This is a genomic window from Paludisphaera soli (assembly GCF_011064595.1).
Taxonomy (GTDB): Bacteria; Planctomycetota; Planctomycetia; order Isosphaerales; family Isosphaeraceae; genus Paludisphaera; species Paludisphaera soli.
In genome coordinates this window covers 215011-233708 of record NZ_JAALJI010000005.1, presented here as the reverse complement: position 1 = coordinate 233708, position 18698 = coordinate 215011, and the positions used below count along the sequence as shown (strand labels likewise).

The 18698-nt window shown below is 72.4% G+C and carries 16 protein-coding genes; 5 read left to right on the top strand and 11 right to left on the bottom strand.

Annotation, left to right across the window (positions count from 1 at the left end; genetic code table 11):
* The first annotated feature begins 165 nt into the window (after positions 1–165).
* The 4 genes from G6O68_RS09095 (at position 166) to G6O68_RS09080 (ending at position 3889) form a co-directional block, all read left to right on the top strand.
* Entirely contained in the window at positions 166–1296 is a 1131-nt protein-coding gene (locus G6O68_RS09095; protein WP_240911104.1) for a DUF1559 family PulG-like putative transporter, read from the top strand.
* Positions 1297–1389: 93 nt separating this feature from the next.
* Positions 1390–1860 (top strand): hypothetical protein, encoded by a 471-nt coding sequence (locus G6O68_RS09090; RefSeq protein ID WP_165246829.1) that lies wholly within the window; start codon positions 1390–1392, stop codon positions 1858–1860.
* Positions 1861–2183: 323 nt separating this feature from the next.
* Entirely contained in the window at positions 2184–3323 is a 1140-nt protein-coding gene (locus tag G6O68_RS09085; RefSeq protein WP_165246827.1) for a DUF1559 domain-containing protein, read from the top strand.
* A gap of 86 nt (positions 3324–3409) precedes the next feature.
* Complete coding sequence (locus G6O68_RS09080; RefSeq protein ID WP_165246825.1) at positions 3410–3889, top strand: hypothetical protein; 480 nt, start codon at positions 3410–3412, stop codon at positions 3887–3889.
* Positions 3890–3915: 26 nt separating this feature from the next.
* Here the strand turns inward: G6O68_RS09080 and G6O68_RS09075 are convergent, their stop codons facing one another.
* The 6 genes from G6O68_RS09075 to larE all read right to left on the bottom strand — a co-directional run bounded on the left by G6O68_RS09075 (position 3916) and on the right by larE (position 11260).
* Positions 3916–5346, bottom strand: a complete 1431-nt coding sequence (locus tag G6O68_RS09075) for an L-serine ammonia-lyase (RefSeq protein WP_165246823.1) — start codon at positions 5344–5346, stop codon at positions 3916–3918.
* Positions 5347–5373: 27 nt separating this feature from the next.
* A complete protein-coding gene (locus G6O68_RS09070; protein WP_165246821.1) occupies positions 5374–6156 on the bottom strand; it encodes a DUF1559 family PulG-like putative transporter in 783 nt (260 codons plus the stop codon).
* A gap of 111 nt (positions 6157–6267) precedes the next feature.
* Positions 6268–9111, bottom strand: a complete 2844-nt coding sequence (locus G6O68_RS09065) for a M56 family metallopeptidase (RefSeq protein ID WP_165246819.1) — start codon at positions 9109–9111, stop codon at positions 6268–6270.
* Entirely contained in the window at positions 9108–9506 is a 399-nt protein-coding gene (locus G6O68_RS09060) for a BlaI/MecI/CopY family transcriptional regulator (protein WP_165246817.1), read from the bottom strand. Before G6O68_RS09060 ends, G6O68_RS09065 begins: the two co-directional genes overlap by 4 nt.
* A gap of 150 nt (positions 9507–9656) precedes the next feature.
* Positions 9657–10238 (bottom strand): hypothetical protein, encoded by a 582-nt coding sequence (locus G6O68_RS09055; RefSeq protein ID WP_165247015.1) that lies wholly within the window; start codon positions 10236–10238, stop codon positions 9657–9659.
* A gap of 176 nt (positions 10239–10414) precedes the next feature.
* A complete protein-coding gene (gene larE, locus G6O68_RS09050; RefSeq protein ID WP_165247013.1) occupies positions 10415–11260 on the bottom strand; it encodes an ATP-dependent sacrificial sulfur transferase LarE in 846 nt (281 codons plus the stop codon).
* A 320-nt stretch (positions 11261–11580) separates the two neighbouring features.
* Between larE and G6O68_RS09045 the strand changes: the two genes are divergently transcribed.
* Positions 11581–12432 (top strand): metallophosphoesterase, encoded by an 852-nt coding sequence (locus G6O68_RS09045; protein ID WP_165246815.1) that lies wholly within the window; start codon positions 11581–11583, stop codon positions 12430–12432.
* Between the two features lie 23 nt (positions 12433–12455).
* Here G6O68_RS09045 and G6O68_RS09040 read toward each other — a convergent pair whose 3' ends face one another.
* The 5 genes from G6O68_RS09040 to G6O68_RS09020 all read right to left on the bottom strand — a co-directional run bounded on the left by G6O68_RS09040 (position 12456) and on the right by G6O68_RS09020 (position 18436).
* Positions 12456–13517 carry a polysaccharide deacetylase family protein gene (locus G6O68_RS09040; RefSeq protein WP_165246813.1) on the bottom strand — a complete coding sequence of 354 codons (1062 nt, stop codon included), beginning with the start codon at positions 13515–13517 and terminating at the stop codon, positions 12456–12458.
* 109 nt (positions 13518–13626) lie between these two features.
* Positions 13627–14277, bottom strand: a complete 651-nt coding sequence (locus G6O68_RS09035) for an HD domain-containing protein (RefSeq protein ID WP_165247011.1) — start codon at positions 14275–14277, stop codon at positions 13627–13629.
* A 26-nt stretch (positions 14278–14303) separates the two neighbouring features.
* The gene (locus tag G6O68_RS09030) at positions 14304–14858 is read right to left on the bottom strand and encodes a hypothetical protein (protein WP_165246811.1); all 555 of its coding nucleotides are present in this window, start codon (positions 14856–14858) and stop codon (positions 14304–14306) included.
* A gap of 499 nt (positions 14859–15357) precedes the next feature.
* The gene (locus tag G6O68_RS09025) at positions 15358–16938 is read right to left on the bottom strand and encodes a hybrid sensor histidine kinase/response regulator (protein ID WP_165246809.1); all 1581 of its coding nucleotides are present in this window, start codon (positions 16936–16938) and stop codon (positions 15358–15360) included.
* Positions 16931–18436: an ATPase domain-containing protein gene (locus G6O68_RS09020; RefSeq protein WP_165246807.1), complete on the bottom strand. Its 1506-nt coding sequence runs from the start codon at positions 18434–18436 to the stop codon at positions 16931–16933. Before G6O68_RS09020 ends, G6O68_RS09025 begins: the two co-directional genes overlap by 8 nt.
* Positions 18437–18698: the final 262 nt, after the last annotated feature.

Here is an 18698-nt window from a genome sequence, read left to right as displayed (position 1 = left end):
GCCTCGCACGGTCTTGTCCAGGTACCCGTCCGGCGATCCCGCCGCGTCCCGACGTCGACGTCGGGGCGAACGCCCCCGGCTCCGCCCCCGATCGTCCGCGTCGAACCGTCGCGGCGCGGGGTCGAACGCTCGTTCTATTTAATGCACTCATCCACGGAGACCCCCATGATCAGCTTGCGGCGTCGCGGATTCACCCTGATCGAATTGCTGGTGGTGATCGCGATCATCGCGGTCCTCATCGCCCTCCTGCTGCCGGCCGTGCAGTCCGCCCGCGAGGCGGCACGCCGCATGCAGTGCACCAACAACCTGAAGCAGCTGAGCCTCGGGTTCGCGAACTACATGGACATCAACAGCGTCACGCCGATGCACCAGTATCGGCACGCGGCCGAGGGGGGCGCGGGGCGTTCCGGCTGCCATTCGTGGTACTGCGCGATCCTGCCGTACATGGAGCAGACCGCCATGTACAACAACCTGAACATGACCTACACCGACCAGTGGGTCTACTCGGGGCCCCTGATGGGCCCGAACCCGACCGAGAACACGGTGATCCGCGCCGCGGTGTCGTCGTTCCTCTGCCCTTCGGACGGGGTGATCAACAACTCGTCGGGCTCGGGGGACCTCGCCTTCCAGCCGGGCAACTTCAACTACGTCGCCAACTCCGGCCACCCGCGGAACATCCTGATGCCGGGCGACGCGCCCAACGGCGGCGCCCTGCCGCCGCTCTCGGGGATCATCTCGATGACGCGGATGCACAACGCGCAGGGGCCCTGCCCGACGGCCGCCGCGGCCGCCACGGCCAACCTCACCGTGTCGCTGGCCAGCATCACCGACGGCACGTCGAACACGGCCTGCCTCAGCGAGTCGCTGGTCAACGACGGCACGGGCAACCACCGCGACCCCCGCCGCAACCTCAACTACACCAACTCGGGGATCGTCCAGCAGGCCGACGTCCCCGCGCTGCTAGTGGTGCAGGACGCCCAGCGGGGCGTGATCAACTGGCAGGCCTGGAGCTACTACAAGGGCCTGAGCTGGGCCTATTCCGACGGCTGGGAGCGGCACGTCTACGCCCACGTCCTGCCGCCGAACATGCCCAACGTCCACACCTACAACACCGCCACCATCCAGTGCCAGGAGGGGGACAGCGCCATGAACCCCTCCAGCAACCACCCCGGCGGCGTCAACGTGTCGTTCATGGACGGCTCGGTCCGGTTCATCAAGAACTCGGTCAGCCTCCCCGCCTGGTGGGCCCTCGGCACCCGCAACAAGGGCGAGATCGTCTCGGCCGACGCCTACTGAGCCGGCCCCGCCCGTCGGATGATCCAGCCGGGCGGCGGGCCTTCGGGCCCGTCGCCCTTCGTCGTTTCGAACCCTTGCCGGAGGAGAGATCCCGTGAGTCGTCCCCCCCGCCTGTTCGCGGCCGCCTGCGCGGCCGCCCTGGTCCTGGCGACCGCCTGGCTCGCCCCGGGCTGCGGCACGCCGCCCGAGTTCGACAAGGCCGTCGAGTACACCCCCGAGTCGCTCGCCCAGGAGCTGGCCCTCCGCACCAAATCGCTCGCGCCCTCGGCGCGCAAGGCCGACAAGAAGCGGACGTCGGCCCCCAAGGGGGCGGCCGCCCCCGGCTACGTCGCCGAGCCCGAGACCAAGGCCCAGTCCAAGGGCCAGACCAAGAAGGCCGAGGTCGCCGACCTGGACGACGTCCTCGACGACATCGAGGCCAAGGGCCGGAGCATCAAGGCCCTCCCGGCGGCCGAGGTCTTCGCCAAGACGGCCGACGCCGTCTCCAAGGACCAGACCCTCGACGCCAAGGACCGCGACCTGCTCGTCGAGAAGCTCCGCGAGATGGCCAAGGCCGGCGACTGACCCGGCCCTCCGGGGCGGCGGCCCGACGCCGGGTCGCCGCCCTCCGCCCTTCCCCACTTCGCCCTCCCCACGCCGCTCACCACGAATTCCTACGTCGTGGTTTCCGCACAATTTGATTCGACCTTCACGTCGTCTTCACATTACTATGGTCTAATCTCGGTCCCAAAGAGCCGCGTCGACCCCCGAGGACGCGGGGGGTCGGGATGCGCGGCGTTCCCCACGCCGCCCGAAAGATCGGCCGCGGCCGGACGAAGAACCGTCCGCGTCGCGGGTCGTCCCCGTCCACGGCATTCATACCAATTCGCTTCCGATGGAGGAAGTCAATGAGCATCGCACGGCGTCGTGGGTTCACCCTGATCGAGCTTTTGGTGGTGATCGCGATCATCGCGGTCCTCATCGCCCTCCTGCTGCCGGCCGTGCAGTCCGCCCGCGAGGCGGCCCGCCGCATGCAGTGCACCAACAACCTGAAGCAGATCGGCCTGGGCGTCCACAACTACATGTCGGCCTTCAACACCACGCCGGTGCACGAGTACCGCCGGGCCGACGAGTACGGCGGGACCGGGGGCTCGTCGGGCAACCGGGCCTGGCTCTGCATGATCCTGCCGTTCATCGAGCTGAAGCCGATGTACGACTCGTTCAACTTCACGTACTCGGACGGGTTCTACGGCAACAACAACATCGTCAACGGCGTGAACGCGACGGTGCAGCGGTCGTCCGTGTCGACGTTCCTCTGCCCCTCGGACGGCCTCACCTGCCTGCCGCAGGACGGCGTGGTGAACACCGGCACCGGCAAGCTCGGCAACAACAACTACGCGGGCAACACCGGCCGGCCGCGGAACATCCTGATGCCCGGCCAGGCGCCCACCGGCGGCAACCTGCCGCCCCACATGGGGGCGATCTCGACCTCGCGGATGTACAACACGGTCGGCCCCTGCTCGCCGGCCGGCCGGGCCACGAACACGAACGTCAACGTCTCGATGGCCAGCATCACCGACGGCACGTCGAACACCGCCGCCGCCAGCGAGTTCCTCATGAACGACGGCACGGGCAACCACCGCGACCCCCGCCGGCGGTTCAACTACACCGACTCCGCCCTGATCGAGCAGATCGACGTCGACATCTGGGCCGTGGTCCGCGACGGCCTCGCCGGCCCCGCCCAGAACTGGTCCGACTGGACGATGTACAAGGGCTCCACCTGGGCCTTCACCGACGGCTGGGAAGGGCACCTGTACTCCCATCTCTTCCCCCCCAACGCGCCCACGATCCACGTCTACTACTCGAACACGCTCCGCTGCTTCGAGGGGGACACCGGCGCGAACCCCAGCAGCAACCACCCCGGCGGCGCCAACGTCGCCTTCATGGACGGCTCGGTCCGGTTCATCAAGAACTCGGTCTCCCTGCCGACCTGGTGGGCGCTCGGCACCCGCAACGGCGGCGAGGTCATCTCGGCCGACGAGTATTGACGACGGCGGATCCATGGACAGATCAGGCGGCTCGCCCCGGCCCGACGTCGAGCCGGGGCGTCCCCGCCCCCCCCGAGACGACCCCGATGACCCCACGACCCCTCTCCTCGCGGCGGGCCACCCTGGCGATCGCCGCGTTCTCGTCGTTCTTCACCCTCCTGGCGACCGCCGCCCTCCAGGGCTGCGGCGAGACTCCGGAGTTCGACAAGTCGCTCCAGCACACGCCGGAGACGCTCGTCCAGGAGTTCGTCGTCCGCTACAAGAACCTCCCGGAGAACCGCCGGACGCTCAAATCGGCCAAGACGGCGAAGCCCAAGGGCGAGGCGCCCGACGTCGACCAGGCCGGCAAGTCCTCCCGCAAGGAGGCCGCCGTGAAGGGCGCGATGCTCAAGGAGGCCGAGACCCTGGACAACGTCCTCGCCACGCTGGAGGAACGCCTGGGCAAGCTCGAAGGCGTCCCCCGCGCCGAGGCCGCCAAGAAGGCCGCCGACCTCCTCGAACAGGAGCCCGCCGTCAAGGACGAGCACAAGAAGGAGGTCGTCGAACGCCTCCGCCAGCTGGATTGACCGCCTCGTCGCCGTCCAGATCCCCGTCAGCACTCGACGACGTTGACGGGGATCTGGACGGCGAGGCCCCCCTCGGACGTCTCCTTGTACTTGGAGTTCATGTCGAGGGCGGTCTCCCACATCGACCGGATCACGGCGTCGAGGCTCACCTTGGCCCGCGCCGGGTCGCCTTCGAGGGCGAGCTGGGCGGCGGTGATGGCCTTGATCGCGCCCATCGTGTTGCGCTCGATGCAGGGGACCTGGACCAGGCCGGCGACCGGGTCGCAGGTCAGGCCCAGGTGATGCTCCATGGCGATCTCGGCGGCCATGAGCGCCTGCTCGGGCGTGCCGCCCAGGGTCTGCGCCAGGCCGGCGGCGGCCATCGCGCTGGAGACGCCGATCTCGGCCTGGCAGCCCCCCTGCGCCGCCGAGATCGTCGCCCGCCGCTTGAACATCGCGCCCACCACGCCGGCGGTGAGCAGGAAGGGCCCCACGGCCGCCTCGCCCCCCTCGTGGGCCGCGATCCGGTGCAGCAGGACCGCCGGGATCACCCCGGCCGCGCCGTTGGTGGGCGCGGTGACCACCCGGCCGAACGCCGCGTTCTCCTCGTTCACCGCCAGGGCGAAGCAGGCGACCCACTTGAGCGTCGCGTCGAACCCCGGCGCCGACCGCCGGATCGCCGCGACCCAGGCGTCGGCGTCGCGCGAGGCTTCCTCGGCCTCCGCCCCCAGCAGCGAACGGCTCAACCTCGGGGCGCGGCGGACGACCTGCAAGCCCCCCGGCAGGATCCCCTCGGCGTGCGCGCCCCGGAACGCCGACTCCCACATCGCCCGCCAGATGCTCGCCAGGCCCTCGCGGATGGCCTCGTCGTCGCGCACGGCCCGCTCGTTGCGCAGGACCACCTCCGGGATCGTCAGCCCGTTCTCCCGGCAGGCCCGCAGCAGGTCGGCCGCCGTCTCGATCGGGAACGGGATCGCCGGGCCGTCGCCGGGCGTGCCGGCCGCCTCCCCCTCGCGGACGACGAAGCCGCCGCCGATCGAGTAATACGTCTCGGCGCGGGCCGCCCCGTCGTCGAGCGTCGCCGTGAACCGCAGCGCGTTGGGGTGGAACGGCAGGGATTCGCCGCGGTGGAAGATCAGGTCCTCGCGCTCGTCGAACGGGATCCGCCGCCCGCCCGCCAGCGGCAAGGTCCGCGAGGCCCGGACCTCGGCCACGGCCGGATGGACGATCCCCGGGTCGCACGTCACCGGGTCGAAGTCGCCGAGCCCCAGGATCACGGCCAGGTCGGTCCCGTGCCCCTTCCCCGTCTTCGCCAGCGAGCCGAACAGGTCGACCCGCACCCGCGCGACGCGATCCAGCTCCCCCGCCTCGCGCAGGCCCGCCAGGAACCGCCGCGCCGCCGCCCACGGCCCCATCGTGTGCGAACTGGACGGCCCGAGGCCGATCTTGAACATGTCGAACGTGCTGATGAAGTCCATGGGGCCGAGCCGCTTCGTGTTAGGAATCTAGTTTCGGCGAGGGCCGAACTCGAGCTCGACCCTCTCGCCATCGTCGATCATCAGCAAGGCCTTGATGGAATCCGGGGACATCGTGTCCGACAAGGTCGCGACGCCATAGTCCGCCGTGAGGACGTGAGGCCCCGGGTAGGACCCGATTCCGTGCCCGCTCGAAATGCCGGGCCGGGATCGATCGTTGACGCGAAAGCTCATCAGGTCCCAGTCCAGGTCCCGCGGCTCCATCCAGTGGATTCCCGAGTCCTGGGACTCGACGAGCATCAGGGTCGCATCGGGATCATCGCGGACCTCGGCCAGCCGTCTCACCTGGCCGCCGCCCGGGAAGAGGGTCCGCGGCCCGACGACGGCGACGAAGCTCGTCAATCCTCGTTCGGCCCTGTCGGGATGGCTGGGGCAGAAGAAGTTCGGCGGCCGCATGGAGTGGAGGCTGCGATTTCTCGGACTGTCCCAGGGTTCGCCGAACCGGAATTTCTCCGTGAGCTGGCGATCGTTCCACCTCTCCCGTTCCAGATAGGCCCAAAGGACGACGCGCCAGCTATACAGCGGCTTGCCGCGGGCGTCGACGACGTAGGGGGGCGGGAGGCACCCGTAAGCCGACTCATAGTTGAGCAAGGCGAGGCCGAGCTGCTTCAGGTTGCCGACGCATTGGGAGGATCGGGCTTCCTCCCTCGCACGGCCTATCTCCCCCATCAGCCAGGTCAGGAGGGCCACCGCGCAGACGGTGACCAATCCATAGGGTATCAGAATTCGATTGATAAACCGGTTCAGTCGCATGGTTGGGCCCCGGAGAATGGGCCAGCGGATCGACCCGGTGCTCCGCATCGGCGACGCTCCGGATGCCGTTTCCGGCAGGCTCGGCCTTCGGCTCGGATCCGGGACGCGTCGTCATCTCATCATACCGACCTTCGGCAACCCGCGACGGTCCGGTTTCGCCCGGATGCTGGAGCGGCCGTTCGGCCCGTCCAGGCCCCAGTCGACGGAGAGTAGGCCGTCGTGGATGCGTCGGCCGTCGTAGATGAGTCGGCCGTCGGAGCCGTCGCGGACCTTGAGGAACCGGCGGGCGAAGCCCTCGGGGATCGGCCCGGGATCGGCGGCCCGGGGGACGCCGGCGGGGGGGCGGAAGGCCTCGTCGGGGATCGGCTCGTCGATCGACTCGTAGAAGAACTCGGTCGCGCGGGCGCCGGGGGAATCCACCCGGACCGGCAGATAGGTCTCGGCGTCGAGGAACCAGCGAGCGCCGTCGACGCCGATTATAATGAAGGCGCCGACGCCGGCCATCCCGATGACGCCCCAGGTGGAGACCACGCGGCAGCGGCGGCCGTCCAGGTCGACCTCGCCGTCGTCCTGGAACCTGCGGTCGCGGATCAGCTCCTCGACGGTCGATTCGCCCCAAGCGTCGAACGGGTCGATGACGGCGACGTCCTTCGTCTCGATCGCGCCCGAGGGGACGGCGACGGCTTGGTCCGGCAGCAGGGCCCAGCATGTCGTCCCGTCGTCGCCGGCCCGGATGAGGCCGTCGATCTCCCCCGCGAACCGGCCGCCCTGCTTGCGGAAGCTGGCGCCGTCGGCCTGGTAGGTCCGGCTCCAGCTCGGCCGGGCGCCGAGGGGCCTGGAGGTCGTGCGGGTTCGCACGGAGACGCTCCGCACCCGGCGGGACGCCTCGCGGGCGCGCTCGACGACCTCGCGGAGCCGGGGCGACGGGTCGCCGACGCGCAGCGCGGGGGCCGTCGAGTTTTGTTCATCGACCTGGCGATAGTCCAGCGGGATCGAGGCTGCGGCGACCCCTTCGGCCGAGCGGAAGCCCTCGAGACGCAGCTCGCCGCGCCAGCCCGGCGGGAACACCAGGAGCAGGGCGAACCGCCGCGTCGTCGGGTCGTAGATCGGCTCGCCTTGCAGCCACGGGGCCTGGAGGCCCCCCTGAGGCCGAGGGGGGACGGCCAGGCCGTACGACGTCGGGTCCATCGGCCGGTCGAAGGTGATCGCCACGGGCGTCAGCACGGAGACCTCGGAGCCCGATGCCGGGCTCGCGGCGACCGCCCGAGGCGGCGTCCCCTCGACCGGTGTCGGGGCCGGCTCGGACGCGGCCGTCGTGAAGGACCACAGGAAGGGGGCGGCCGTCGCGCCGTCGGCCGATCGGAAACCCCGATCGACGTCGAGATCGGGCCAGGACGCGGGGTTGAGCTTCAGGCCGTGGTCGCAGCCGGGCGTCAGGTGGACCGGCAGCGCGAACTCGAAGGTCGCCGGGTCGTACCGCAGCGGCCCTCGCGGCCGGTAGCCCGCCCGGCCGGGGACGTCGGAGTTCCAGGCGAGCATCGCCGAGGTCGGGATCATGGGGCGGTCGAACCGGACGCGGATCTCGGCGTCGGGCGCGACGTCCTTCGCCCCGTCGGCCGGGCTCACCGCGACGACCCTCGGGCGGTCGACGCCGTCGGGCTCGGGGACGGTGGCCGGATCGGAGTCGCGCGTCGGTGCCGGCGTCGCGTCGGCCCTGGGGGTGGAGAAGAGATCCGGCGGCGCCGGCGCCAGCAGCGCCGCCCCGGGGTCCGGTGGCGGGCCGGTCGGGATCGGCGGGGCGCCTTGCGGGGTCGGCACGAGGGCCGAGCCGAGTACGCCGACCAGGTAGGCCGTCGCGACGAGGGCGACGAACGCGCCGGCCGTCCGGGGGAGCGACCGGCGCGGCTCGGGGCGGACGATCCGACGCACGCGGGCCAGCAGGTCGCCGCCGTCGGCCGCCATCGGGAACGGGGAGATGCGGCCCTCGCCCGGATCGACGCACAGCTCCGCCAGCCGAGCCAGGGCCCGCGCGTATTCGAGCCGATCGCCGGTCGTCGTCACGACGAGGTCGTCGCAGCAGGCCTCGCGCTCGGCCCGGATCGTCCGCGAGATCCACCAGACGGCCGGGTGGTAGAACAGGAGCGTCTCGATGGCGGTCTGGATAAGGTTCGCCAGGAAGTCCCCGCGCCGGACGTGCGCCAGCTCGTGCGCCAGGATCAGCTCCACCTGGTCGAGCGGCATCCCCGAGAGCAGCCCGACCGGCGCCAGCACGGCGGGACGGAGCCAGCCGACGACCGCCGGGGCCCGCAACCGCGCCGACTCCAGCAACTCCACCGCGCGACGGACCCCCATCCGCTCCGCGATCCGGTCGAGCGCCGCTTGCAGGACTTCCGGCGCAGGCCTCGACTCGCGTCGGAGCTTGCGGAGGCGGAGCCAGCCCCCCGCCCGCCAGGCGGCCAGGACCATCGCGCCGACGAGCCAGCCCCCCGCGATCCAGGGGGCCGACGGCCGGACGGGTTCCCAGGGGTCGAACGCCGCGTAGGCCGGCCGCGGATCGTCGGGGATGGCGGGCGCCGGAGCCGCGACGGACGGGGTCGTCGCGCCGGAGTCGCGCGACGGGGAGGCCGCGACGACGGACGGCGCCGGAAGCGGGGCGAGGTCGTCGGCGCGGGGAGCGAGGGTCGCGGGGAGCGGTGGGGGCGGGGGCGGAGCGGACGTCGGGGCGGGCGAAGCCGTCGTCGAGGGGGCGAGCCAGGCCGTGAGCGGGACGGTCGCCGCCACCAGGATCAGGGCCAGCCAGCCGGCGGCGTGGCGCGCCGAGGGGCGGCCCCGCAGGAGTGGCCGCGTCAGGCCGAGGGCGGCGGCGACGAGCAGGCCCAGCCAGAGCGAGTGGGCCAGGCCGCAGGCCAGGCGGAAGACGATCGGGCTGGCGGCGACGGAGTCGTAGTCGATCATGATGCGTCGCCCCCCTCGATCTCGTCGAGGAGGGCGCGGATCTTCGCGGCCTCGTCGCGGGTCACCCGGCCGGCGCCCAGGGCTCGCAGGACCAGGCGGTCGGCGGCGCCGTCGAAGACGCGGTCGAGCAGGTCGCGGACGAGCCCGCGCTCGACCGCCTCGGCGGAGATGCGGGGGTGGTAGACGTGGGTCCGCCGAGCCTCGTCGCGGAGCACCAGCCCCTTCTCGGCCATGATCTGCATGAGCTTCAGGGCCGTCGTGTAGCCCGTCGGCCGGCGGGTGCTCAGCGCCTCGTGCACCTCGCGCACGGTGCTCGGCCCGCGCCGCCAGAGGACCCGCAGGATCGCCAGCTCGGCGTCCGTCGGGCTCGGGATCGGATCCTTCGCCTCGCCCATCGTCACGCCCCCTCCCCGCTCCCACGGCCCTTTCCCTGCACGCCGCGACCATTCTTACGAAACACTTCGTAGAAATCTACGAAGCCTTTCGTAAAAAAGAGCGGGAGGGTCCACGGCCCGGCCTCGGGGGCCGGGGAGGGCCGTCCGGCTTCAGCGCTTGGGGGTGGAGGCCCCGCAGGCGCGGCAGGAGGTGGCGCTCATGTGGAGGGGGCGCTTGCACTTGGGGCAGATGCGCAGGCCCGCCTCGACCCGCAGGGCCGGGGGGGGCGAGTAGGGGGTGTCGGCCAGCCCGGGGGGCGGGACGTGGGCCGACGGCTCGTCGCCCGGGAGGACGCCGTGCCGCGCCGCCCAGCGCTGGAGGCGGGCGACGTCGGCGGGGTTCATCTCCTCGGTGCGGGCCTCGTCGTCCTGGAAGGCGGCCTTGGAGACCCCGGGGTTGGAGGTCTTGGGGAGCGACGCCACGCCCACTCCGACGTTCGAGGGGCGCGCCGCCGGCGAGGGCACCGGCACGACCTCGCCGCAGTCCGGGCAGCGGCCGGCTTCCGGCCGGTTCTCGGCCCGGACCTTCAGCCGGCGCCCGCACGGGCAGTGGAACCGGATCAGCCCGTCGGCCGCCGCGCCGTCCGGCCTCCGCACGCGGATCCGCGCCTGGCAGCGCGGGCAGACGACCCGCTCCGGGCCGTTCCGATCCACGTCCAGCGTCTCGCCGCATCGGCATTTCACCCGAGCCATCATCGCCCCCCCGCCGGGCCCGGTCGGCCCGACGCGGCGGATAACCGCCAAATTGAAGAACCGAGAGGAGCGGGCGGGGGACCTGAGACGATCCCGTGCCGCCCGGCTTCCCGAGAGAAAATGAGAATCCGCCTCAACCGTACGAACGAACCGACGAAAGGGTGCGGCGAGGCGGCTCAGCGGGCCGCGACGCCGGGCTTCCGACTCAGCAACTGCTCGGGAGGGATCAGGTCGTTCAGGCTCCCCGAGCGGAAGCCTTCCAGGTCGAGCGTCACGAACTTGAAGCCGAGGCCGCGGAAGGCGGCCGCCAGCTCGGACCGCACGGGGTCGGCCGTGAGCTTCGGGAACTCCTCGGCCGGGACCTCGATGCGGGCCATGTCCCCCTTGTGGTAGCGGACGCGGAGCAGCCGGAGCCCCCGGCCGCGGAGCCAGGACTCGGCCTGGTCGACCATCCGGACCCGCTCGGGCGTGACCTCCTCGCCGTAGGCGATCCGGCTGGAGAGGCAGGGGGCGGCGGGCTTGTCCCAGACCGGCAGTCCCCAGGCGCGGGCCAGGGCGCGGACGTCGGCCTTGCCCAGGCCGCATTCCTGCAGCGGGTGCCTCACGCCCTTCTCGCCGGCGGCCCGCATGCCGGGCCGATGGTCGCCCTGGTCGTCCAGGTTGGCGCCCGAGGCGATGGCGTCGACTTCCAGCTGGTCCATCAGGCCGGCGAGCCGGCCGTACAGCTCGCTCTTGCAGAAGTAGCAGCGGTCGGGGTTGTTGCGGAGGTAGTTGGGGTCGGCGAACTCCTCGGTGCGGATCGCCCGATGGCGGATGCCGATCTTGCGCGCCAGGGCCTCGGCCTCCTCCAGCTCGCCGGAGGCCAGGCTCTCGGAGACGGCCGTCACCGCGACGGCCGCGTCGCCCAGGGCCTCGTAGGCGGCCCTGGCGACGACGGCGCTGTCGACGCCGCCGGAGTAGGCGACCGCCACCCGGCCGTAGCCCCGGATCGCGGCGATCAGGGCGTCTCGACGCGCCGCCAGGCCCGCATCCGGGCCCGGCTCGGCCGTCGCTTCGGTTTGCGGGGTCGGGGTCGTGGTCGTCGTCGTGCTCAGGCCCAAGGCGCACCTCCGTCGCGATCCCGGGATCGGATCGCCGCCGCTCGCTGGATCGGGTCCGCCCGACGGGCGTCTCGCGTCGAGACCTCCCCGCCGCCGAACTGAATTGTAAGGCCGGCGGCCCGCCGCCTTCAAGGCGCGCCGTGGCGTTCCGGGAACTCCCCTTGCCGTCGCGGGGCCTTTGCGAACAATGGGAGACGGCCAGTCTGACGGATCCTTCCACGCATGGGCGAGGGCGCGAAGGCATGGGCGACGAGCCGAAGGCGGTCGAGCGGACGAGCCGGCGCAAGTTCTGGAAGCGGGCCGCGATGGGCGCGGTGGCGGCCTCGCTGGCCGGGGCCTCGTACCCGCTGCTGGAGGCCCGGTGGTGCCGGCTCACGCGGCGGACGATCCCCGTTTCCAGGCTGCCGGGGTCGTTCCGGGGGCTCACGGTCGCGTTCCTGAGCGACCTGCACCACGGGCCCTACGTCGGCCTCGACTACATCCGCCACGTCGTCGACCGCACCAACGCCCTGCGGCCGGACCTGGTCCTGCTGGGAGGCGACTACGTCTCCAAGAGCCCGGAGTACATCGCCCCGGTCTGCGCCGAGATGGCCCGGCTGCGGGCCCCCCTGGGCCGGTTCGCCGTGCTGGGCAACCACGACAACTGGGAGAGCGGCTCCGAATCCCGGGCCCGGGTGGACCGCGCCGGCCTGGAGCTGATCGACAATCGGGGCGTCTGGCTGCACCGCCGGGGCGACCGCCTGCGGATCGCCGGCGTGGGGGACCTCTGGACCGACGAACAACGCGTCTCCCAGGCGCTCGAGGACGCCCACGAAGGCGACGCCGTCGTCCTGATGTCGCACAATCCCGACGTCGCCGAATACCAGCGCGATCCCCGCATCAGCCTGATGCTCAGCGGCCACACCCACGGCGGCCAGGTGGTCGTGCCCGGCCTGGGCGCGCTGGTGATCCCCTCCCAGTTCGGCCGCAAGTACGCCGGCGGGCTCGCCCAGGGCCCGTCGTACCCCGTCTTCGTCGGCCGAGGGGTCGGCACCAGCGGCCCTCCCGTCCGCTTCTACTGCCGCCCGGAGATCGTGCTGCTGACGCTGGCCTGACGAGGCAGGCGGCCGGTCGTCGGCTACAGCCACGAGCGCCCCGCCGCGCCCCAGAGTGCGGCGCGGGCGCGGAGGAGGGCCGGGGCGTCGCCGCCGCCGACGGTCAGGCGGGGGATCGCCAGCGGGTCGAAGCCCGGGGCGCCGGGGCGGGCGATCCCCTCGATCGTGGTGAAGCCGGCGCGGTAGCCGGCGGCGGCGGCCAGGCGGTAGGCGCGGTCGTCCACCGCCCCCGGCCAGCCGTAGGGATAGGCGATCGTCCGCACCGGACGTTTCAGGGCGGCCTCCAGGATCGTCCGCGAGAGCGCCAGCTCGCGCCGCAGGCCGCGGTCGTCGAGCGTCCCGAGCGCGACGTGCGAGTGCGCGTGCGAGCCGATCGCGCAGCCCCGGTCGGCGATCCTCGCCAGGTGCTCCCACGAGACGAACAGCTCGCGTCCCAGCGACGGCGAATCGACCTCGACCTCCGCCGCCTCCTCGAGCCGTCCCAGGAACCAGGCCTGGTCCGGGACCTGGCCGTCGAGCACCGCGCGGATGAGCGTCGTCAGGGCCGGCTCGCGGTCGGCCCCCGGCTCGACGGCGATCGGCGACGGATCGCCGGGCGCGCGCTCGACGGCGAACCGCGCGCGGGTCGTCCGCTTCACGACGTAGGCGACGTGGTCCCACCAGGGGAGCCTCGGCCGCTCCAGGAAGCCGGTCGGGATGAAGAACGTCGCCGGCACGCCCAGCTCTTGCAGGATCGGCAGCGCGGCGTCGTGGTTGTCGCGGTAGCCGTCGTCGAACGTGACGACCGCGAGGGGCCGGCGGTCGCCGTCGTCGCCCGCGAGTAGGTCTTCCGGGCCGACCACGCGAAAGCGGCGGCGGACCATCTCCATCTGCGCGCGGAAGCCTTCGGGCGTGGCCGAGACGACCGGGTCGTAGTACGGGTTCGACGCGCCGGGCTCGGCGATCCGATGGTACGTCAGGACGACCGCCGATCGGCCGCCGGCCTCGCGGACGGCCTCGATCGCGCGGGTCGCGCCCGTCGCGTCGAGCGCCCGGGCCAGCGCGGCCCGCTTGTTCGGCACCGAATCCCAGAATCGCCAGGCCAAGGGGATCACGCCTCCTGCAAACACCCGGAACGAGGCCCGACGACCGGGCGGCGAAGGCCCGATCGTCGCACAGGCGCGGCGACTTCGCCACGGGGCCGCCGTCCCGGCCTCACCAGGCGGGCCTCGCGCCCAGTTCGGCGGCGACGGCTTCGAGGAAGGCGCGCATGACGCCCAGGCGGTCTTCGGCCAGCGCGCGGCCGGCCTCGGTCTTCATCGTCGCGGGGAGCTTCAGCAGCTTGACGGCGAAGTGGTCGAGGGCGAACCGGCGGTCGTCGAGCGGGCGGGAGGCGGCGAACGGGTCGTCGGCGTGGAACATCGACGAGTTCATCAGCCCGGCGGTGTAGAACGTCCGCGCCACGCCGATCGCCCCCAGCGCCTCCAGGCGGTCGGCGTCCTGGAGGATCTTCGCCTCCAGCGTCCTCGTCTCGACCCCGGCGGAGAAGCTGTGGGCGTGGATGGCGTGGCGGACGGCCGCGGCGCGGTCCTCGTCGAAGCCCAGCTCGCGGAGCACCGGCGCGGCCGCCTCCGCCGAGAGCGCCGAGGCCCGCGCCCGGTCGGGCGAGTCCTTGGGGGGGCTGACCAGATCGTGCAGGTAGGCCGCCGCCAGGAGGACCGCGCGGTCGCCCCCCTCGCGATCGGCGATCCGAAAGGCGTTGTCGCGCACCCGGCGGGCGTGGTGCACGTCGTGGCCGGCGTCCCCCCCAGGGGCGAGGCGGCGGAAGGCGTTTTCCAGGGCGGCGGCGAGAGCGTCGAGATCCATCGCGTCCACGTACGTCGATCCTTCGGTCAATCGGTGTCGGTCATGCAGAGCAGGAAGAGCCGGCGCGCCTCCTGGTCCAGCAGCAGGAAGGTGAAGTCCCAGGCCACGTCGCGGAACCAGGGGGTCCAGGGGGTGGAGGAGCAGCCGGCCGACCAGTCGGGCTGGCCCAGGTGGTCGCCCAGCAGCGACTCCATGAAGCGGCGGGTCAGCCCCCGGGCCTCGTCGATCGTGCCGGCGAACCGCCGGCTCGCCCCGCCGGCCAGCAGCAGGGCGGTCAGCTCGCCTTCCATCCCGAAGGCCGACATCTGGCGGAACTCCGGCGGCGGTTCGAGCGGGTCGGGGATCTCCAGCTCCGGGAGCGCCGCGACCACCGACGGCCGGGTCAGGATGGTCCGGAAGGTCTGGTCCAGGCTCCGGAAATCGAGCCGGCGCGCGCGATCGAATTCCCGATCGTCGACCGCCCGGAAGGCCCGGAACAGGACGCTCCCGTCGACGTAGACCCCGCGGAAGGCCGCGAGCAGTTCCGAGACGGGGGGAGACTCCAGCGGCTCGACGACGTACGAGACGTATTCCCACGGCATCGCACAGCCTCCTTCGGTTCGTCGAGGGACCCTCGACGACTCGATGTTCGGGCGTCGCGCACGTCCAAGTCAAGGAACGACCGGCCGGGGTTCCGGCGCTTCGCGCCGTCCGCCCTCGCCGGGGCGTCGCCGCGCGCGACGTCCAGGAGGGGGGAAGGCGGCGGCCGCGGGCAGGATCAGGAAGCGACGGTCCACGAACGCCCCCAGCCCGACGCCCACCAGGGCGAGGGTCGCCGCGTTCGCCTCCGGCGTCCGCTCGACGTCCCACTCGTCGTCGAGCTCCACCAGGCGGCGGCCGACCGCCGCACGTCCTCCCGCGTTTTGTGCCGGATCGCCTCGTCGACATGGTCCGCGTTGGCCGGCACGCGTCCCACGGTCGGAGGGAGCATCGTCCCCTCCTGTCGCCGTCGAGTCGAAGGGCCTCGGCCCGCCCCGATGACGAGGCCGAGGCGTCCGAAGGGACGGAGGGGCGAGAACGATGCCGGGGGCCCGCCCGGGGCTAGTGCGGGCGGCCGATGAGGGGGGCGAGGGAATCGAAGTCCACCGGCTTGACCAGGTGGTGGTCGAACCCGGCGGCGCGGGAGCGCCGCCGGTCCTGCTCCTGGCCGTATCCGGTCACGGCGATGAGGACGACGCCCCGCAGGGCCTCGTCGCGGCGGAGGGCGGAGGCGACCTGATAGCCGTCCATCCCCGGCAGGCCGATGTCCAGCAGGACGACGTCGGGGCGGAACGAGCGGGCGGAGGCGACGGCGGCCGGGCCGTCGTGCGCCGAGGCGACCTGGTGGCCCAGCAGCTCCAGGATCTGCACCATGCCCGAGGCGCTGTCGGGGTTGTCGTCGACGACCAGGACGCGGGCGGGCCGGGGGGGGAGGGCGCGGTCGGCCGCGGCGTCGGCCTCGGGGCGGCCGTCGGCCTCGGCGGCCAGGGGGAGCCGGACGACGAACTCGCTCCCCGTGCCGGGGCCGTCGCTGTGGGCCTCGACGTCGCCGCCGTGCATCTCCGCGAGCCGCTTCACCAGGGTCAGGCCGATGCCCAGGCCCCCCTCCGATCGGGCGAGCGAGCGGTCCCCCTGGGCGAAGAGCTGGAACATCTCCGGGAGCTTCTCCGGCGGGATGCCGTGGCCGTCGTCGCGGACCCGGATCACGGCCCGGCCCTCCTCGCGGCGGGCGGCGAGCCAGATCCGGCCGCCGGGCTCGCCGTACTTGGAGGCGTTGGCGAGCAGGTTGAGGACGACCTGGCCGATCCTCGTCGCGTCGACCTCCAGCGGCAGCCGGCCCCGCTCCACGGCCACGCTCAAGATCTGCCGACGTTCGTCGATCAGCGGCCGGATCGTCTCGACCGCCTGGTCCAGGATCGCCGAGGCGTCCACCCGTTCGGGCTTGAGGCGGACCTTGCCGCCGTTGATCCGGGCCACGTCCAGGAGGTCGTCGATCAGCCGGACGAGCTGCCTCACCTGTCGCTCCACGACCGCGCCGGCCCAGTCGCGGCTCGCGGGGTCGCCGGACCGCTTCATCACGGCCACCGCGTTGTTCACCGCGGCCAGCGGGTTGCGCAGCTCGTGCGCCAGCATCGCCAGGAACTCGTCCTTGTGGCGGTCGTTCTCGCGGAGGGCCTGGGCCTGGCGTTCGCGCTCCACGAAGTCGGCCCGCCGCGCGTACTGGCGGCGGCGGTCGCGCAGGGCGGCCCGGACGGTGCTCACCAGCGACCGGACCTCGATCGGCCGGTTCACCAGCGTCATGTGGCCGACCTGCTCCAGCGCCAGGGCCGCCGCCGGGGTCTGGTTCGGGCTGGTCAGGACGATCAGCGGCAGGTCGGACCAGGGGGGCTGGTCCTTCAGGATCGCGGCCAGCCGCCCTTCGTGGTCCTGCAGCACGGCCTCGGCGGGGACGACGGCCACGGCGGCGCCGCGGCCGATCTCGCCGCAGAGCCCGTCCAGGTCCTCGCAGACCGTGAGCGGGAGCCCCGCGGCCCGGAAGACGCCGGCGGCCGCCGCGGCGTCCCGCCGGGTGGGGGCCAGGAGCAGGACCCGCTCCTCGGCCTCGACCCGGGCCTCGCACGGGCTCGTCGATTCCTCAGCCATCCTGCGGGCCCCCGTCCGGGCCGAAGAAGAACGGCGTCCCCGTCAGCACGCCCTGGAAGTCGCGCAGGGGGGGGCCGACGACCAGGCCGTCGCCGGTGTCGAGCGTCAGCTCGCGGATGGTCCGCTCGTGCCGGCCGCTCCGCTTCTTGACGACCGAGATCGCCTGCCGCACCTCGCCCCGGGCCTCGAAATACCGGAACAGGACCACGGTGTCGGCCAGGTAGGTCGTGTCGACGGGCGAGTTCATGGTCCCGAACAGGCCGTGCTGGGCCACCACCAGGAAGGTCACGACGCCCCGGTGGCCCAGGTAGGTGAGCAGCTCGTGGAGCTGGGAGATCAGGAAGCGCTCCTCGGGCATGGCGTTCAGGTAGCCGTTGAGGCTGTCGATCACCACGATCCGCGCGCCCGCGACGCCGTCGCGGTCGGCGACCGACTCCCGGACCCGATGCGCGAACTCGCCCGGCGAGAGCTCGGCCGTGTCGACCTGCTGGATTCGGATGCGGCCCGAGGCGACCTCCTCGCCGATGTCCATCCCCAGCCCTTCGGTGCGCTCCAGGATCGTCTGCAGCCGCTCGTCGAAGGAGAAGACGGCGGCCCGCTCCCCGCGCGCCGTCGCCGCCCGCGCGTACTGGAGGGCGAAGGTCGACTTTCCGCTCCCCGCCGGGCCGAGCAGGACCGCGCTGGTGCCGTACTGGAGGCCCCCGCCCATCATGAGGTCGACCTCGGCGTTGCCGGACTGCAGCAGCCCTCGCTCGCCCCCCTCGTCGTGCTCGTTCGCGACCAGCCGGGGGAAGACGGCGAGCCCCCCGGGCTCGATCACGAAGTCGTGGTAGCCGCCGCGGTACTTCCGGCCCCGAAGTTTCGTGACGCGGACCCGCCGACGCTCGGCCCCGTACTCGGGAGAGAGCTGCTCCAGGCTGAGGACCCCGTGGGCGATGCTCTGAAGCCTCAGGTCCTCCACCTCGGACGACTTGTCGTCCAGCAGGAACACCGTGCACGACCGGCCGATGAAGAACTGCTTGAGCGCCAGGATCTGGCGGCGGTACCGGAGCGGGCTCTGGGCGAGCAGCCGCATCTCCGAGAGCGAGTCGATCACCACCCGCTTCGGCTTCGACCGGTCCACCTCCGCCAGGATCACCCGGGTCGTCTCGGCCAGCTCCACCTCCGACGGCTGGAACATCGAGTACTGGTTGTCCGGCTCCAGATCGGCCTCCGAGGCCGCCAGCTCCAGCAGGATGATCCCCTCCAGGGACCAGCCGTGCGAGCGGGCCACGGCCGCGAGCTCCACCTTCGTCTCCGACAGGGTCACATACAGCCCGGGCTCCCCGAGCTTCGCCCCCTCCATCAGGTATTGCAGCGCCAGGGTCGTCTTCCCCGCGCCCGGGTTCCCCTCGATGAGATAGACCCTGTCGGCCGTGAAGCCGCCCCCCAGGACGTCGTCCAGGCCCGCCACCCCCGTCGCCACCAGGCGATCGCCCTCGTCCGCTTGTCGACTCATGCCCACCCCCCGTCGCTAGCGTCATCTTTCAAATCGACCGCAAGAGCATTTTCGGGGCCAAACGGTTGCGGGCCCTGAAAATCGCCCGCGAGGCCGGTTCGTCCGGACGAATCGGCAAACGATCCGGGCGCGCAGCCCGCAGGCGTCCCGACCCGGCCGCCGGGGGGCCGGTCGGTTGACGGCGGGCGCGAGGGGCCGTTACGATCGCCGGGGGGCGGAGTCCCGGGCTTTCGAGGCGCGCCCCCCTCCTCTGAACAGGATC

Coding starts and splice junctions, on each gene's coding strand:
- G6O68_RS09095 (WP_240911104.1), top strand. CDS start 166: ATGATCAGCTTGCGGCGTCGCGGATTCACCCTGATCGAATTGCTGGTG.
- G6O68_RS09055 (WP_165247015.1), bottom strand. CDS start 10,238: ATGGCTCGGGTGAAATGCCGATGCGGCGAGACGCTGGACGTGGATCGG.
- G6O68_RS09075 (WP_165246823.1), bottom strand. CDS start 5,346: ATGGACTTCATCAGCACGTTCGACATGTTCAAGATCGGCCTCGGGCCG.
- G6O68_RS09070 (WP_165246821.1), bottom strand. CDS start 6,156: ATGCGACTGAACCGGTTTATCAATCGAATTCTGATACCCTATGGATTG.
- G6O68_RS09065 (WP_165246819.1), bottom strand. CDS start 9,111: ATGATCGACTACGACTCCGTCGCCGCCAGCCCGATCGTCTTCCGCCTG.
- G6O68_RS09025 (WP_165246809.1), bottom strand. CDS start 16,938: ATGGCTGAGGAATCGACGAGCCCGTGCGAGGCCCGGGTCGAGGCCGAG.
- G6O68_RS09020 (WP_165246807.1), bottom strand. CDS start 18,436: ATGAGTCGACAAGCGGACGAGGGCGATCGCCTGGTGGCGACGGGGGTG.
- G6O68_RS09035 (WP_165247011.1), bottom strand. CDS start 14,277: ATGGATCTCGACGCTCTCGCCGCCGCCCTGGAAAACGCCTTCCGCCGC.
- G6O68_RS09085 (WP_165246827.1), top strand. CDS start 2,184: ATGAGCATCGCACGGCGTCGTGGGTTCACCCTGATCGAGCTTTTGGTG.
- G6O68_RS09030 (WP_165246811.1), bottom strand. CDS start 14,858: ATGCCGTGGGAATACGTCTCGTACGTCGTCGAGCCGCTGGAGTCTCCC.
- G6O68_RS09060 (WP_165246817.1), bottom strand. CDS start 9,506: ATGGGCGAGGCGAAGGATCCGATCCCGAGCCCGACGGACGCCGAGCTG.
- G6O68_RS09045 (WP_165246815.1), top strand. CDS start 11,581: ATGGGCGACGAGCCGAAGGCGGTCGAGCGGACGAGCCGGCGCAAGTTC.
- G6O68_RS09080 (WP_165246825.1), top strand. CDS start 3,410: ATGACCCCACGACCCCTCTCCTCGCGGCGGGCCACCCTGGCGATCGCC.